This window comes from Paraburkholderia oxyphila NBRC 105797 (assembly GCF_000685075.1).
In the GTDB taxonomy this organism is placed as follows: domain Bacteria; phylum Pseudomonadota; class Gammaproteobacteria; order Burkholderiales; family Burkholderiaceae; genus Paraburkholderia; species Paraburkholderia oxyphila.
The window spans coordinates 70,344-85,991 of the sequence record NZ_BAYD01000030.1; the positions used below are offsets into that span (position 1 = coordinate 70,344).

Sequence of the window (15,648 nt, forward strand, 5' to 3'; positions counted from 1 at the left end):
GGAAAGCGCGCTACGTTCTCAGTTTACGGGCGCGTTTGCGGGCGCGCCTTGCCGCGACCACGCGTTCGCCTCGCCGGGCACGCCGGCCCCGCGCCCCCCCACTTCGCCTGCGAGCCGCGTCGCGATCGTATGCGGCGTTTCCTTGCGCGAAATGGCGAGCAAGCCGTCCAGATAGAGCTTGCGCAGCCGCAGTTCGCTTTCGATGTGCGTGCGCATCTTGCCGTAGAGCGGCAGGAACACGAGATTGGCCAGCGCGAGTCCGTAGAGCGTGGCGACGAACGCCACCGCGATGCCCTGCCCCAGCTGCGAAGGCTCGACCAGATGCGAAGTCACCTGGATGAGGCCCAGCACCGAGCCCAGAATGCCGAAGGTCGGCGCATAACCGCCCGCCTGCTGCCAGACGCGCGCGGCCGCCAGATGCGTGCGTCCATACGCTTCCAGCTCGCGATTGAGCGCATCTTCGAGCACGGCGGTCGAGACGCCGCTTGCCAGCAGTTCGAGCCCGCGCCGCGCAAACGGATGAATGCCGCGCCAGTCCATCGACTCGAACGCGAGCAGGCCGTTGAGCTTGGCCTGGTCGCCCCATTCCAGCACGGCGGCGAGACTCGTTTCGTCCACCTGCTGCGCGCGCACGAACACCGTGCGCAGGCGCAGGACCGCGTCGAAGAAGCGCGCCCACGGGTTCTGGATCATCACGGCGGCCAGCGTGCCGCCCAGCACGACCAGCAGCGCCTCGGGCTGCAGCAGCGAGGTGAACTGCCCACCTTCGAGCGCAAAGCCGATCGCGACGGCCGCGCCACCCAGCAGGACTCCGAATAAAGTCGACAGATCCATACGCCCCCCTTACTGCGCGCCCTTCGTCTTGATCTCGCGCACCGCGCCGACAAGACGCTGCTCGATCGCCTCGATCTCCACCGGATCGGCTTTGATTTCGCGCCGCATGAGCCACGAGACCTCGTTCTTGCGCGTCTCCGACATCACCGAGAGCAGGCGCTCGGAAACCGCCTTGTCTTCGAGCGTGGCAAGCAGCTTGGCGAGGTCGTAGCTATCGAGCGAATTGACGGCCTCGAACAGCGTGCGCTGATCGACGAACAACAGGTCGTCGAGCGCGTTGAGCTCGCCCGATCCGCGCTTCGCGCGTTGCGTGAAATACGACACGCCCTTCTGCTCGACGAAATTGAGCACCTTCGACTTTCTGAATGCGAACAGCTCCTCGGCGATCTCGTCGTGCGAAAGCTTGTTGAGCAGCAGCTTGCGCTCGACGCCGATCAGCGCTTCGAGGTCGGCGAGTTCGATCAGTTCGAGTTCGCTGTTGATCGAGACGTCGAGGTCGTGATCGGCGACCAGCGAGGCGCGCTCCACGATACGAACGGGATCGAACGTGACGACCTGGCGGCCCAGCGCGCCTTCGCCAGCATTCCCGCCGGCCAGATTCGAAGACGCCTGGCCCGCCTCGATCACGACGAGATTGAGCTTTTCCATGCGGCGCAGCATCGCCATCACGTGCGGGCGCGAATGCCCCGCCACGGCGCGGCACTTCTGCACGACCTCGGCCAATGCCACGCTGACCTCGCCCGTTGCCACACCCTGGCGCGGCCAGCCGCCCTTCCCCTCGCCGCGCTCGGCACGCTCGGTGCCTGCAAGCAGCGAGAGCACATGGGCATACGAGAGAATGCCCGGCAGGAAGTCGGCGTGCGTGTAGGTGGCGAGCAGATCGTCCTTGGCCTTCGTGCGGCGGATCATCGTGCGCAAGACGTGGCGCAGGAGCGGCGTAACGCGTTCGAGCTCGTCTTCGATGATGCTCGCGGGCACGACGGTCAACTGGCAAAACGTCAGCGCCTTGGCGGTGCTCGGGCGCGGCTCGGTTCCCAGCAATGCGCTTTCCCCGAAGAATTCGCCTCGGCCGAGCGTTGCGGTCACGACCCGCTTTTCGTCGCAACGCGTGGAGATTTCGACTTTTCCTTCGGCGATGACGAAGAGCACGCGCTCACCCGCGAAGCCCTCCGAATAGATCACTTCGCCCGGCGCGGCGGTGCGCGACCATGTTTGACTGCGATTCAAGGTAATACCCCGTAGCGGATGTCTTTCTTTTCGATCCCGTAAGCTGGCCGGTCTACGCCGGCGCGGTCAAACGGGGTCTCTCGTCATTGCCGTTTACGGCTTGCGAGTGGGGGTTCTTGAATCGGTTTGCAAGGCGACACGCAGGGGTTGTGGCCCGGTCGATGGCAAACTCACGCGGCAAACGTTGCGCGCGATGGGTTTGCTGGTGAAATCGGCGTGCGCAAACGATTGCGCCCGCAAAAGCGCGATCACGCGAAATGGTGGCTGGGCAAGCGATGCGCCCGGCCATGTTTGAGTTGCTTAAGGCTTTCGTCGATGAAGCGCGTGCTCAGGCCGCAAGCTTTCCGACAGCTCCATTCGCGGGCGGCGCGACCACGCCGGCACGCGCGAAACGGATCGCCTCCATCAGTGCTTCATGGTCGCCCACGTGATTCGCGAGCAGCAGAATCAATTGCGCGTTGGCCGACTGACTCTGCGCCTCGTCGAGATCGCGATGCATGTCGATAAGCGCCTCGTAGAAGTCGTCAGGGCGCGTGAGGTTGGGTTGAGTGTTGAGCATCGTTGTCTCCATGCAAGGCTGAATTCTTGTCATCTGCGCGATGAAATCGAAAGGCGGCCACACCTCGCGTGCGCCCGCCTTTCGCATCACCGCATCACCGCATCAAGCCGTACCAGCCACGCACAGCGCCCGCTTCAGCGCGCGCTCGACACGCGGCGCGTCGGCACGGCGCCAGCGTGCGCACACGTGCTGATCCGGCCGGATCAGATAGAACGCGCCGTCCTGCGCGCCGTAGCGTTGCGCGGCAAGCCCCTCGGCATCGCGCACGACCGCCGTGCCCGGCGGCAAGCCCTCTGGCGCAGCACCCTCGCCATCGAGCACCGCTACGAAATGCATCGGCACCGGGCCTCGCGCAAGCGCATCGAGCGCCGCACGCGTGTCGCTTTCGAGCGAGGAACCCGCGCGGCAGAACAGCAGCCCCGCGAAGCGCCCGCCGAGCTGTGCGAGCAACCATTGCGGCACGCCCTGCCCATCGGCCACCGGCGCATCGGCGCACGGCGCGCCCGGCACCATCTGGCCCGCGAACGTCTCTTCATCGGCCGTATTGAGCGTCGATTCGTGCAGCACCGCGGGCACCGAAAGCCGCCCGCTGTTCACCAGCTGCCGTGCGAACGCATGCTCGCGCGCGAGGGTCAGCACGGCGTCGCGGAACACGCGGCTCACCGCGCTCTTGGGCGTGATGAAGTCGGTCGAGCGCGTGGAGTTGCGGATGTTTTCGTCGGCGGCGTATTCACGCTCGCTCGCGTAGGTGTCGAGCAATGCGTCGGAGGCGCGCTGCTCCAGCACCATCGCGAGCTTCCAGGCGAGGTTCTCGCCGTCCTGGAAGCCGCTATTCGCGCCGCGCGCGCCGAACGGCGAAACGAGGTGCGCCGAGTCGCCCGCGAACAGCACATTGCCGTGACGAAAGCTATCCATGCGCAGACACGAAAACGTGTAGATGCTCACCCACTCCAGCTCGAACTTCACGTCGGGGCCGAGCAGCGCGCGCACGCGCGGAATCACGCGTTCGGGCGTCTTTTCGAGCACCGGATCGGCGTCCCAGCCGAGCTGGAAGTCGATGCGCCAGACGTTGTCGGGCTGTCGATGCAGCAGCACCGACTGGTTCGGATGGAACGGCGGATCGAACCAGAACCAGCGCTCGGTGGGGAAGTCGGCTTCCATCTTCACATCGGCGATCAGGAAGCGGTCCTTGAACGTGCGGCCGTGGCTGTCGAGGCCCATGAGCTTGCGCACCGGGCTGCGCGAGCCGTCCGCCGCCACCACGTAACGCGCGAGCAGTTCGTACGGACCATCGGGCGTCTCGATCTCGAGCGCCACGTGCGCCTCATCCGCTTTGTCCGCGCCCGGCGTACCGCGCTGGGCGATCCCCGTCACCTTGTTCTTCCAGCGGATCTCGAGGTTGGGCAGTGCCTGCGCGCGTTCGAGCAGAAAACCTTCCACGTAGTACTGCTGAAGATTGATGAACGCGGGCCGGTGATGTCCGCTTTCCGGCAGCAGGTTGAAGGTGTAGACCAGTTCGTCCTTGCGGTACACCTTGCCCACGTTCCAGCTCACGCCTTTATCGACCATGCGCTCGCCGCAGCCGAGCCGGTCGAAGATATCGAGCGAGCGCTTCGAAAAGCAGATCGCGCGCGAGCCCGTGGAGAGCGTGCAGTCGTCGTCCACGAGCACCACGGGCAAGCCGTGCTGCGCGAGGTCGATCGCCGTGGCGAGACCCACCGGCCCCGCGCCCACCACCACTACCGGACGCACGCACGCGGCGGCATCCGGGCTTTGCTCACTACAACGCGTGTATTCGAAGGTCAGCGTCTGATAGTCGATCATCCTTGTGTCTCCCGTCCATGTCCTTCCCCCGCACCCGCCTCAATCCTGCAGCGCGTCCCACATTTCCTTGTCGCGCTGCGCGGTCCAGATGCGCGGATGCGTGATGCCGCTCGCCTCGTCATAGGCGCGCGACACATCGAACGGCAGGCAATGCTCGTAGATGAAGACATGGCCGAACTTCGGGTCCATCGCTTCGCGCGTGAGCGCCATCGCGTCCTTGAGGTCCAGCTTCTGCTCGACCGCCTTGCGGCCCTGCGCGAGCAGCGTCGTCACGAAGTCCTTCGTATAGTCGAGGCCTTTGTTCACTTCATCGGGCGTGACGAGCGCGGGGCCGCGGCCCGGCACGAGCTTTTCCGCACCCAGCGAGCGCAGCGCTTCAAGCGTGGCGGGCCATTGCTCGAGCTGGGCATCGCCGCAGTAGCAAGCCGCGTCGTATTCCACGAGGTCGCCCGAGAACAGCACCTTCTGCTGCGGCAGCCACACCACGGTGTCGCCCTTCGTGTGGCCCGAGCCCAGGTGCGCGATCTTCACTTCGAGCTTGCCGAGGAACAGCGTGATTTCCTTCTCGAACACGAGCGTGGGCCAGGTGAGGCCCGGCACCGTCTCCACGCCCGCGAAGAGGCGCGGGAAGCGCTCGATCTCCGACTTCATGTCGGCTTCGCCGCGCTCGACGATCATTTCGTAGGTGCCGCGGCTCGCGATGATCTGCTGCGCGCCTTCCTTGAAATACGCCGAGGCGCCCAGCACGCGCACCGCGTGATAGTGCGAGAGCACGACGTATTTGATGGGCTTGTCGGTGACGCTGCGGATCTTCGCGATGAGGTCCTGCGCCATGGCGGGCGTGGCGGTGGTGTCGACGATCAGCACGCCGTCGTCGCCAATGATGACGCCCGAGTTCGGATCGCCTTCCGTGGTGTACGCGTAGGCGTTTTCCGAGAGCTGCGTGAAGGTGACCTGTTTCTCTTCGAGATCGGCCTGCGATGCGAACGCCTTTGCCATCTGAGTCTCCGTATCGGTTGGGGAGCGAATACCGGAGCGAGGCCTGGCGCATGCGCCAGCGGGTGCCGGGAAGCGCGTACGGCGCCCGCCGGACTGTCTCGCCCCGTCTGGATGTGAATGAACCGCTGTTTTGTCGGGGTGAGGCCATGATCGCCCGCCCGTTTTTATTTGTCAATAGCGAATACACTAGCCATATGCAAATCAGCCGATGACCGGTGTTCACGCGCCGTTCGGTTAACATGGACCCTTTTTCAGCCCGGGACAACGAGTGAAGACCCCTCGCAACGCCGCCAGGCCGCCGCAGCCCTGTTCGCCCGACGCGGACGCCGGTGGCGGGAAGACGCAGCGCGGCATTCAGAGCGTGGAAGTGGGCGCGCGCCTGTTGCGCGTGCTCGCCGACGCCCGCGTGCCGCTCGCGCCCAGCGATCTCGCGGCGGGCGCCGAAATCGCGTCGAGCCAGGCGCACGCCTATCTGGTAAGCCTCACGCGGCTCGGCCTGATCAAGCGCGACGCGCTTTCGGGGCGCTACGAGGCGGGGCCGCTCGCGCTGCGCCTCGGCCTGCTGCGCCTGGCGCAGGAGCCCGCGCTACGCGAGGCCGTGCCGCGCTCGGCGGCGCTCGCGCAGGCGCACAACTGCAGCGTCGCGCTGTGCATTGCGGGGCCGCAGGGGCCGACCATCGTGCGCTACGAGCACGCGAGCCTGCCGCTGCATGTGAACCTGCACGTGGGCACGGTGATGTCGTTGCCGGACACATCCACGGGCCGCGTGTTCTGCGCGTTCCTCGACGAGGCCGCGCTGCGCGCGATGTGGACCAACCAGACGGCACAGCCGGTCTGGCGCGGCACGGCAGATCCCGGCGCGGCCAACGCAGCGGCGGCCGGCAAAGCGGCGTCAAAACAGCACCCTGCCGCGCCTGAAGGCGACGCCGCTTTCCCAGACAACCTCCCAGGCGACTTCGCGGCCACGCTCGACGCCATCCGCGCGCGCGGCTTCGAGCTCGGCGTCGACGCGCCCAGCCCCGGCGTCAGCAGCGTCTGCGTCCCGGTGCTCGACCCGCAGCGCGCGTTGCGCCTCACGCTCACGGCCGTCGGCGCGAGCGGCTCGCTCGACGTGCGCCCGGCAGGCGCGCTCGTGCGCGCGCTGCGTGAAGCCGCGCACGAGATCGCCGTAGCCGCCTTTGCGGCTTCCCCTGCATCTGATTCGAACTGAACCCGCCACCATGCCCCGAGCCCGCACCCCGTCCAGCGCCACGGACGACGCCCGCGCCGAAACCTCCGCTGCGGCGGAATCCGCCGACAAGCCGCAACGCGGCATCCAGGCGCTCGATGTCACGGGCGAGCTGCTCGCCGCGCTCGTCGCGGCCGGCACGCCGCTCTCGTTGCGCGATCTCGCGGCGGCCGCCGGCATGCCGAGCGCGAAGGCCTTTCCCCATCTGGTGAGCCTGCTCAAGACGGGCCTGCTCGGGCGCGACGAGGCGGGCCGCTACGAAGCCGGTCCCTTGAGCCTCGAACTGGGCCTGCTGGGCCTCGCGCGCCTCTCGCCGGTGCGCGAAGCCGACGCCGAACTCGTCGACCTCGCCGCCAGCACCGGCATGAGCGTGGCGCTCGCGGTGCCGGGGCCGCTCGGGCCCACGGTCGTGCGGCTCGAAGAATCACCGCGGCCCTTGCACGTGAGCCTGCGGCCGGGCACGGTCATGTCGATCGTGAACACGGCCATCGGCCGCGTGTTCGCCGCCTGGCTCGACGACGACGTGCGCGCCGAGCTGCTCGCGCAGGACGGCCTGCGCCTTGCCGGCGCGCCGGCGCAATCGCCGTCTCCATCGCAACAGGCAGCACAAGACCCACGCTACATCGAACGCCTTGCCTCGATCCGCGCGCAACGGCTCGACACGGCGCTCGGCAATCCGATCCCCGGCATTAGCACCGTGGCCGCGCCCGTGTTCGATCACACCGGCAGCGTGTGCCTCGTGCTCGCGCTGATGGGGCCGTCCGGCAACTTCGACACGGCCAGCGAAGGCGACAGCGCCCAGCGGCTGGCCGCGGCGGCCGAGCGCCTGTCACGCCGCTTCGGCTACGTGGCGGGGGCCGCGCCGCTATAATCGGCATCCTGCGCCACGGTACCGGGCAGCGCGCCACTGGGCCTTTTCAGCCAGGCGGCAGGAAAGCAAACAAGCAGCAAACCCAAAGCGAATACCAGGCAGCCCACCTGCAGCCCCCAAGGAAGCGCTCATGAGCACGGCCTCCACCGGTTCCCACGCGACGCAGCGCCAGGTTGCCGACCTGCCCTGCCCGCGCGGCCTGCCGCTCGTCGGCAATCTGCTGCAGCTCTCGCCTTCGCGGCTGCATCTGATCCTCGAACGCTGGGCGGCAGAGCTTGGCACTCCGTATCGTTTCCAGGTGGGCAGCATCCCCATCACGATCTGGACCGACACCGAGCTGATCCAGCAGATCATGCGCGAACGCCCGCACCGCTACCGGCGTTATCAGCCCATCGAAGCGGTGCTCGATGAGATGGGCTGCAACGGGCTCTTCTCCGCGGAGGGCGCGGCGTGGGAGCCGCAGCGGCGCCTCGTGATGCAGGCGCTCTCGATTCCAACCATCAAGGCGTTCTATCCCACGCTCGCCGAGATCACCGGGCGGCTGCGCTCGCGCTGGCTGCGCGCAGCCGAGCGCGGCGAGACCGTCGAGATGACCGACGACCTCAAGCGCTACACCGTGGACGTGACGAGCGCGCTCGCGTTCGGCGAAGACCCGCGCACGCTCGAGCGCGATCACGGCGTGATTCAAGAGCATCTGGAGCGCATCTTGCCGAGCGTGATGGGCCGTATCAACGCGCTCTTTCCATATTGGCGCTACTTCAAGCTGCCTGCGGACCGCAAGCTCGATCAATCGCTGGCCGAAGTGCATCGCCATGTGAATGCGATGATGGCGCGCGCCCGCGAGCGCATGCGCGACGAGCCCGCGGAGACACCGCGCAACCTGCTCGAAGCGATGCTCGTGCAACAGCAGCAAGCCCACGCGCAACCCGGCGCCGCGCCGATTACCGATGCACAGATCCGCGCGAACGTATTGACGATTCTGCTCGCGGGCGAGGACACCACGGCCGATTCGATCGCGTGGACGTTGCCGTATCTCGCGGCGGACAAGCATCTGCAGACGCATCTGGGCGCAGAGGCGCACCGCGTGCTGGGCGATGCGAGCGTGTGCCCGGACTACGCCACGCTCAAGGAGCTCGATCTCTTCGAGGCGATCTGCATCGAGGCGACGCGCCTGCGCCCCGTGGCGGCCGTGCACTCGTTCGAGCCGCTCGAAGACGTGGTGCTCGACGGCGTGGCCCTGCCCAAGGGCACGCGCATGTTCTTCGTGGCGCGGCCCGCGATGGTCGATGCGAAGAACTTCGTCGATCCGCAGCGCTACGATCCGTGGCGCTGGATGCGCAAGGGTGAGCACGAGCCCCAGAGCGGCCCGCATGACGTGCGCGCGTATCTGCAGTTCGGCGCGGGGCCGCGTGTGTGCCCGGGGCGCCATCTCGCGACGGTGGAGATGCGCCTCGCGCTTTCCATGCTGATGAACGAGTTCGAGATCGAGATGGCCATCGATCCGGCGAAGATCAATGAGATCTCGCAGTTCACGATGGTGCCGGACACCATGCCGGTGAGGCTCGCGAAGCGTCAACGATAGGCAGCCGCACGCTAGCCCCGGTGCCGCGAGCCGCTTACTCCTTCACTTCCACACCATCCGACCCACCGCGCGCCTGCGCGTCGCGCATCTTTTCGAGCGTCTTCGGCCCGAGCCCGAGCGCCACGCCCATCGCCAGCGCGTCGACCACCGCGAGATGCGCGATGCGCGACACGCCCGGCGCTTGAGGCGCTTCCGAAACCGGCACACGCAAGAGCAGCGGGATATCGACCACCCATGCGAGCCGCGAGCCCGCATTCGTGAGCGCGATGGTGGTCGCGCCGCGCTCCTTGGCAATCTGGATGCTCTCGTTGACCTCCACGCTGCGACCCGACTGCGAGATCGCGAACGCCACGTCGCCAGGTTCAAGCAAGCCGGCATAAAGACGCTGCAAATGCGCGTCCGTAAACGCACTCGCCGCAATGTCCAGACGCAACAGGCGCAGCGCCGCATCTTGCGCCACGAGCCCCGAGCCCGCACCCACGCCGAAGAAGTAGACGCGCCGCGCGCTGCCGAGCGCCGCCACCGCCGCCTCGAACACGGCCGGATCGAGCGAGGCGCGCGCGTGCTTCACGCCCTGCACCACCTGCTCCGCCACGCTGTCGAGCAGCGTGCCCACCTGCGTGAGGTCGCCGCACGCCACTTCCCGCGCCGCGGCAAACGGCATGCCGCCGGCCGCGCTCTGCGCGAGCCGCATCTTGAAGTCGCGCAGCCCGTGTGCGCCCACCGCGCGGCAAAAGCGCGTGACCGAAGGCTCGGACACCTCGGCACGCAGCGCGAGCTCGGTGATGCTCGCGCGCATCGCGAAGTCGATGTCGGCGAGCACCATCTCCGCGACCTTGCGTTCGGCGGGCCGCAGCGACTCCGCTACGTTGCGGATGTGATGGATCAGGTTGGAGACCGGCAAGCTGTTTTCCGTGGATGAGCCGTGGAAGGTGCAAGGGTCACGATCGTCACGCCAGGCCCGACGCTTGGCACCCATGTTCAGACCGTCAATCGAGCCGCTTGCCGCTTTCGGTGTCGAACAGATGCAGGTGCGCGAGTGGCAGACCCAGCGTCATGCGCTGCCCCGGTTCGATGCCGGGTCGCGCGCGCGTCGTGACGCACCATGTCGTGCCGCCTATTTTCCCGTACAAGTGGGTCTCCGCGCCAGTCGGCTCGATGACCTCGACGTTGAACGGCACGTCGCCGCCCTGCGTTTCGATGTGCTCGGGGCGGATGCCGAGCGTCACGCGCGCCCCCGCTGGCGCGCGGCCCTCTGGAACGGCGATGCGCACGCCGTCCTCGAGCACGAGCGCCGTGCCGCGCGCGTCGCTCATCACGCTGCCCGAGGCGAAATTCATCGAAGGCGAGCCCAGAAAGCTCGCCACGAACAGATTGCCCGGCTTGTCGTAGAGATCGAGCGGCTTGCCAATCTGCTCGATGCGCCCCGAATTCATGACCACGATGCGGTCGGCCATGGTCATCGCCTCGATCTGGTCGTGCGTGACGTACACCACCGTGTTGCGCAGGCGCTGATGCAGCGCCTTGATTTCCGTGCGCATCTGCACGCGCAGCTTGGCGTCGAGATTCGAGAGCGGTTCGTCGAAGAGAAACAGCGAAGGCTCGCGCACCACGGCGCGCCCCATCGCGACGCGCTGGCGCTGGCCGCCCGAGAGCGCGCGCGGCAAGCGGTCGAGATAGCTCGACAGGTTCAGCATCTTCGCCGCGGCCTCGATGCGCGGTTTGAAGCCGTCTTCGCGCTCCTTGCGGATGCGCGGCCCGAACGCGATGTTGTCGTAGACCGAGAGATGCGGATAAAGCGCGTAGCTCTGGAACACCATCGAGACATTGCGCTGCTGCGGCGGCAGCGTGTTCGCGCGCGTGCCGCCGATGGTGAGGTCGCCGCCGCTGATGTCTTCGAGGCCCGCGATCATGCGCATGAGCGTGGTCTTGCCGCAACCCGAAGGCCCGACCAGCACGACGAATTCGCCGTCCGCGATGTCGAGGTCCACGCCGTGCACGACCTGGGTGTCGCCGTAGCGCTTGTAGATGCCGTTCAGTTGTACCGCTGCCATGCTGTCCTCGTGGGCTGTCGTTGCTTGCCGTGCGTGTGTTTTGCTGCGTGCGCTTCCCATCTTCGCTGCGCGCGCTTGGGTTCGCGCTTCAGAACGGATCGAGCGTGAGCTCGTTCGCCATCAGCCGGTTGCCCGCCATGAGGCCCGCGTCCACCGGCAGCGCCACGCCGGTGATCACGCGCGCCTGCGGCGAGGCGAGAAACTGCACGGCGTCGGCGATGTCCTCGGGCGTGGCCACGTCGCCGAGCGGGTACCATTTCTTTAGTTCTTCGAAGATCTGCGGATGCTGCGTCACACGCGTGTGCCAGGCGGGCGTCTTCACGGTGCCGGGGCACACGATGTTCGCGCGGATGCCATGCGGCCCGAGCTCCATGGCCAGCGCCTTCGTGTAGCTCACGAGCCCCGCCTTCGCCGCGCTATACGCGGGGTGGCCCAGCGCGGCGAGCCCGTTGACCGAGCCGATCAGCACGAGCACGCCGCGCCCGCGCTCGATCATCGAGGCGCGCACGGACTCGACCGTGTAGTAGGTGCCGTTCAGGTTCAGGTCGACGTCGCGCCGCCAGCTCGCGGCGTCGGTGTGCGCGAGCGTCGTGCCGAGCGCGCCGCCCGCGTTGGCCACGGCCACGTCCACCGGACCGCGCGCGGCCACGGCGCGCGCCACCGCGTCTGCCACTGCAGCCTGATCGCTCACGTCGGCGGCCAGGGCTTCGAGGCGCGCGGCGCCCAGCTCGTCCGCCAGCGCCTGCACACCCGACGCGTCGCGGTCGAGCGCGAGCACCGTATCGCCAGCCTCGTGAAATCGCTTGCACAGCGCACGGCCAATGCCGCCGCACGCGCCCGTCACCAGCACCACCCGGCTCATCGTCGACTCTCCGCGAATGATTCGAAAGACCCGGCCGGCACCAGCGGCCGATCTGTAAATTTCCTACATAGTGGTATTTCGTGCGACCTTGGCTGCGGGTTTACACGCACGGCCCGCTGCTGCGATGCCGCATGAATTCCCCCTGCGTTACAGCATGTTAGGCAATTTCAGGTGCCCAAAACAATCTCGCGTTTCCCAGGTGACAACATTTTTTTCATCCTGTAGGATTTTTTCAAACAACGCAATACGAACAATCCGATGGCCGGGCGACGGCGGCGGCAAGAACCGAAAAACCAACCAGCAACCACCCCGCATGGGATGGGACGCGGTGCGCTGCACCCGTTCCCGTCAACACAGGAGACAGAGAATGGCGTTTAAGGCACGTGCATCCATCACGCTCGGCAAGCTCGCCGTCGCGCTCACGTTCGCAGGCGTCACCATTGCGGCGCACGCCGACACGGTCCGCGTGACCGTCGCCCACTACAGCGACGCCACGGCCCCGTACTTCGAGAAGATGGCCAAGGAATTCGAAGCCGCCAATCCCGGCACCACGATCAAGATCGAAGACGTGAACTGGGACTCGCTGCAACAGAAGCTGCAAACGGACATCTCCGGCGGCGCAAACGCCGACCTCGCGATCATCGGCACGCGCTGGCTGCTCGACTTCGTGAAGGACGACATCGCCGAGCCGCTCGATCCCTACATGGATGCGAACTTCAAGAGCCGCTTCATCGGCCCGTTCCTCGCGCCCGGCGAGATCAACGGCAAGATCTACGGCCTGCCGATCGCCGCTTCCGCGCGCGCGCTCTACTACAACAAGGACATGCTCGCTTCGGTTGGCTATCCGAACGGTCCGAAGACCTGGAACGACGTGATCGAGGCGTCGAAGAAGCTCAAGGCCAAGGGCATCGCGGGCTTCGGCCTGCAGGGCAAGGAAATCGAAACCGACGTGTACTTCTACTACGCGCTGTGGACCAACGGCGGCGAAGTGGTGGGCAAGGACGGCAAGGCCGCGTTCAATTCGCCGGCCGGCGTGAAGGCCGCCACGCTCTACAAGACCATGATCGACGAAGGGCTCACGGAGCCGGGCGTGACGGGCTACAGCCGCGAAGACGTGCAGAACCTCTTCAAGCAGGGCCGCGTGGCGATGATGATCTCGGCGCCGTTCCTTGCCAAGCAGCTCAAGAAGGAAGCACCGAACATCAAGTACGGCATCGACCCGATCCCGGTGGGCACGACGCCCGCGACCTATGCGGTCACGGACTCGATCATGATGTTCAAGAACTCGAAGGTGAAGAAGAGCGCCTGGAAGTTCCTCGACTTCCTGTTCACCAAGCAACCGCGCGTGGAGTTCACGAGCACCGAAGGCTTCCTGCCGACGACGAAGGCTGAAGCCACCGACCCGGCGTTCCAGGATCCGGATACGAAGGCGTTCGTCGCGCTGCTGCCGCACGCGCGTTTCGCGCCGACCGTGACGGGCTGGGAAGACACCGCCAAGGCCGTGACCAACGCGATGCAGTCGATCTACCTCGGCAAGGCCAAGCCCGCCGACGCGCTGAACCAGGCCGCCGCCGAAGCCAACAAGTCGCTCGGCAAGTAAGCGCGGCTGCCTTTTCGGCGGTTTTTGCGTCAGCCTTTTCGTCATCAGGCAGGCGCTTTATCGCCGCAAGAACCGGCGCGTGGCGTAGCATAGTGATCGCTACGCGGCGCGCCGGTTCGCCCATGTAACGACCGCAACACCGGACGCTCCACGCCATGACTATGGGTCCCCTGAAGCAAACGCCGCCAGCCGGTCCGGCGACCGGCGAAGCGCCCGCCCCCACCCGCGCCAGGAACCGCATGAGCCGCTCACAACGTGCTGTCGCCGTGCCCCGCGCCCCCTGGCTCCTGATCGTGCCAAGCCTCGCGCTGGCGCTGTTCATCATCAGCTACCCGATCTTCAACATCGTGTACCAGTCGCTGCACGATGTCTCGCGCTTCGGTCAGATTCGCGGCTTCAGCGGCTTGCAGAACTTCTATAACGTGTTCGCCGACCCGGTGTTCCTGAGCGCGCTCCAGAACACCTTGATCTGGACATTCTGCGTTGTGGTGGGCACCGTGGCGATCTCGGTTCCGGTCGCGCTGATACTCAATCAGGACTTCTACGGACGTGGCATTGCCCGCACGATCGTCATGCTGCCGTGGTCGGTCTCGCTCACCATGACCGCCGTGGTCTGGCGCTGGGCCTTCAACGACGACTACGGCATGGTCAACGTCACGCTGCAGCGGCTGGGCATGATCTCAGGGCCGATCCACTGGCTCGCCACACCCCAATACGCATTCCCGGTCGAAATTGCCGTGGGCATACTCGTGTCGATCCCGTTCACCACGACGATCCTGCTGGGCGGCCTCTCCTCGGTGCCCGGCGACATCTACGAAGCCGCGCGCATCGACGGCGCGAGCGCCTGGCAGCAGTTCCGCCAGCTCACGCTGCCGCTGCTCAAGCCCTTCATCAACATGGCGATCCTGCTCAACGTGATCTACGTGTTCAACTCGTTCCCGATCATCTGGGTGATGACGCAAGGCGGCCCCGACGACAGCACGCACATCCTCGTGACCTACCTCTACGAGCTGGGCTTCCGGCTCGGCCGGCCCGGCGAAGCCGCTGCAGTCTCGCTGATCATGCTCGTGATCCTGTTTGCATTCTCGGTGGCCTACCTGCGCGTGCAGGCAAAGCGCGGCGGCGGCGCGGAAGGAGACCTCGCATGAACCGCAAGCTCAAACGCTCGCTCTGGTGCTGGCTCGCGCTTTCGCCGCTCGTGGTGGCCGTGCTGTTCCCGTTCGCGGTGATGTTCTTCACCTCGCTCAAGCCCGCCTCCGAGGTGTTCGTCTATCCGGCACGCTGGCTGCCCATGCACTGGCGCTGGGAAAACTATGTCGACATGTGGCAGGCCGCGAACTTCGGCGTCGCGCTGCGCAACAGCATCGTGATCTCGTGCCTTTCCACGGCGCTCGCGCTGGCCGTGAGCCTGCCCGCCGCCTACGCGCTCGCGCGCTTTCCGTTTCGCGGGCGCGGGCTCTACCGGCAATTCCTGCTCGTCACGCAGATGCTCTCGCCCATCCTGCTGGTGGTGGGCCTGTTCCGGCTCGCGGCGATGATTCCGTATGGCGACGGCAATCTCGTCGATTCGAAGATCGGCGTGATCATCTCGTATGCGGCGTTCAACATTGCATTCGCGGTGTGGATGCTCTCGTCGTATTTCCAGACCGTGCCGCGCGACCTCGAAGAGTCGGCATGGCTCGAAGGCTGCAGCCGCAGCGGCGCCGTGCTGCGCGTGTTTCTGCCGCTCGCGGTGCCCGCCGTGGTGGTGACGGCGATCTTCACGTTCATCAGCGCGTGGAACGAGTTTGCGGTGGTCTATACGCTGATCCGCTCGCCCGAGAACAAGACGCTCACCGTGCAGGTCACCGACATGGTGGCCGGCAAATACACCGTGGAATGGGAACTCGTGATGGCGGCCACGCTCGCGGCCACGCTGCCGGTCTCGGTGGTGTTCGCGTGGCTGCAGCGCTATATGGTGAAGGGGCTCGCGCTCGGGGCCGTGAAGTAAGCGCTCACCCGCGCATGT

14 protein-coding genes are annotated in these 15,648 nt (G+C 66.4%); 6 read left to right on the forward strand and 8 right to left on the reverse strand.

All coding sequences use genetic code 11. The features are described from left to right. Positions 1-18 precede the first annotated feature (18 nt). From BO1_RS51880 to BO1_RS19925, 5 genes are all read right to left on the reverse strand, one after another. Positions 19-834 carry a flagellar motor protein gene (locus tag BO1_RS51880; protein WP_043285526.1) on the reverse strand — a complete coding sequence of 272 codons (816 nt, stop codon included), beginning with the start codon at positions 832-834 and terminating at the stop codon, positions 19-21. 9 nt (positions 835-843) lie between these two features. Then, positions 844-2,061, reverse strand: coding sequence for a cyclic nucleotide-binding domain-containing protein (locus BO1_RS19910; RefSeq protein ID WP_028219058.1), 1,218 nt, complete (start codon positions 2,059-2,061; stop codon positions 844-846). A 328-nt stretch (positions 2,062-2,389) separates the two neighbouring features. Further along, complete coding sequence (locus BO1_RS19915; RefSeq protein ID WP_156992326.1) at positions 2,390-2,620, reverse strand: DUF2783 domain-containing protein; 231 nt, start codon at positions 2,618-2,620, stop codon at positions 2,390-2,392. 102 nt (positions 2,621-2,722) lie between these two features. Beyond that, the gene (locus BO1_RS19920) at positions 2,723-4,444 is read right to left on the reverse strand and encodes an FAD-dependent oxidoreductase (protein ID WP_028219060.1); all 1,722 of its coding nucleotides are present in this window, start codon (positions 4,442-4,444) and stop codon (positions 2,723-2,725) included. A gap of 39 nt (positions 4,445-4,483) precedes the next feature. Continuing rightward, the gene (locus BO1_RS19925; RefSeq protein ID WP_028219061.1) at positions 4,484-5,443 is read right to left on the reverse strand and encodes an MBL fold metallo-hydrolase; all 960 of its coding nucleotides are present in this window, start codon (positions 5,441-5,443) and stop codon (positions 4,484-4,486) included. Between the two features lie 268 nt (positions 5,444-5,711). On the opposite strand from BO1_RS19925, the gene BO1_RS19930 reads away from it, so the two are divergent. From BO1_RS19930 to BO1_RS19940, 3 genes are all read left to right on the forward strand, one after another. Continuing rightward, on the forward strand, positions 5,712-6,653 hold the full coding sequence (locus tag BO1_RS19930) for an IclR family transcriptional regulator (protein WP_028219062.1): 942 nt from the start codon (positions 5,712-5,714) through the stop codon (positions 6,651-6,653). Positions 6,654-6,663: 10 nt separating this feature from the next. Then, positions 6,664-7,542: an IclR family transcriptional regulator gene (locus BO1_RS19935; RefSeq protein ID WP_028219063.1), complete on the forward strand. Its 879-nt coding sequence runs from the start codon at positions 6,664-6,666 to the stop codon at positions 7,540-7,542. A gap of 130 nt (positions 7,543-7,672) precedes the next feature. Beyond that, on the forward strand, positions 7,673-9,124 hold the full coding sequence (locus BO1_RS19940) for a cytochrome P450 (RefSeq protein WP_028219064.1): 1,452 nt from the start codon (positions 7,673-7,675) through the stop codon (positions 9,122-9,124). Between the two features lie 34 nt (positions 9,125-9,158). Here the strand turns inward: BO1_RS19940 and BO1_RS19945 are convergent, their stop codons facing one another. The 3 genes from BO1_RS19945 to BO1_RS19955 all read right to left on the reverse strand — a co-directional run bounded on the left by BO1_RS19945 (position 9,159) and on the right by BO1_RS19955 (position 12,040). Beyond that, complete coding sequence (locus tag BO1_RS19945) at positions 9,159-10,028, reverse strand: MurR/RpiR family transcriptional regulator (RefSeq protein ID WP_028219065.1); 870 nt, start codon at positions 10,026-10,028, stop codon at positions 9,159-9,161. 85 nt (positions 10,029-10,113) lie between these two features. Beyond that, a complete protein-coding gene (locus BO1_RS19950) occupies positions 10,114-11,178 on the reverse strand; it encodes an ABC transporter ATP-binding protein (RefSeq protein ID WP_028219066.1) in 1,065 nt (354 codons plus the stop codon). A gap of 88 nt (positions 11,179-11,266) precedes the next feature. Continuing rightward, positions 11,267-12,040 carry an SDR family oxidoreductase gene (locus tag BO1_RS19955; protein ID WP_028219067.1) on the reverse strand — a complete coding sequence of 258 codons (774 nt, stop codon included), beginning with the start codon at positions 12,038-12,040 and terminating at the stop codon, positions 11,267-11,269. 367 nt (positions 12,041-12,407) lie between these two features. Between BO1_RS19955 and BO1_RS19960 the strand changes: the two genes are divergently transcribed. The 3 genes from BO1_RS19960 to BO1_RS19970 all read left to right on the forward strand — a co-directional run bounded on the left by BO1_RS19960 (position 12,408) and on the right by BO1_RS19970 (position 15,630). Then, complete coding sequence (locus tag BO1_RS19960; protein ID WP_028219068.1) at positions 12,408-13,640, forward strand: ABC transporter substrate-binding protein; 1,233 nt, start codon at positions 12,408-12,410, stop codon at positions 13,638-13,640. Between the two features lie 239 nt (positions 13,641-13,879). Beyond that, the gene (locus tag BO1_RS19965) at positions 13,880-14,788 is read left to right on the forward strand and encodes a carbohydrate ABC transporter permease (protein ID WP_028219069.1); all 909 of its coding nucleotides are present in this window, start codon (positions 13,880-13,882) and stop codon (positions 14,786-14,788) included. After that, complete coding sequence (locus BO1_RS19970) at positions 14,785-15,630, forward strand: carbohydrate ABC transporter permease (protein WP_028219070.1); 846 nt, start codon at positions 14,785-14,787, stop codon at positions 15,628-15,630. The genes BO1_RS19965 and BO1_RS19970 overlap by 4 nt, the downstream gene beginning before the upstream one ends. Positions 15,631-15,648: the final 18 nt, after the last annotated feature.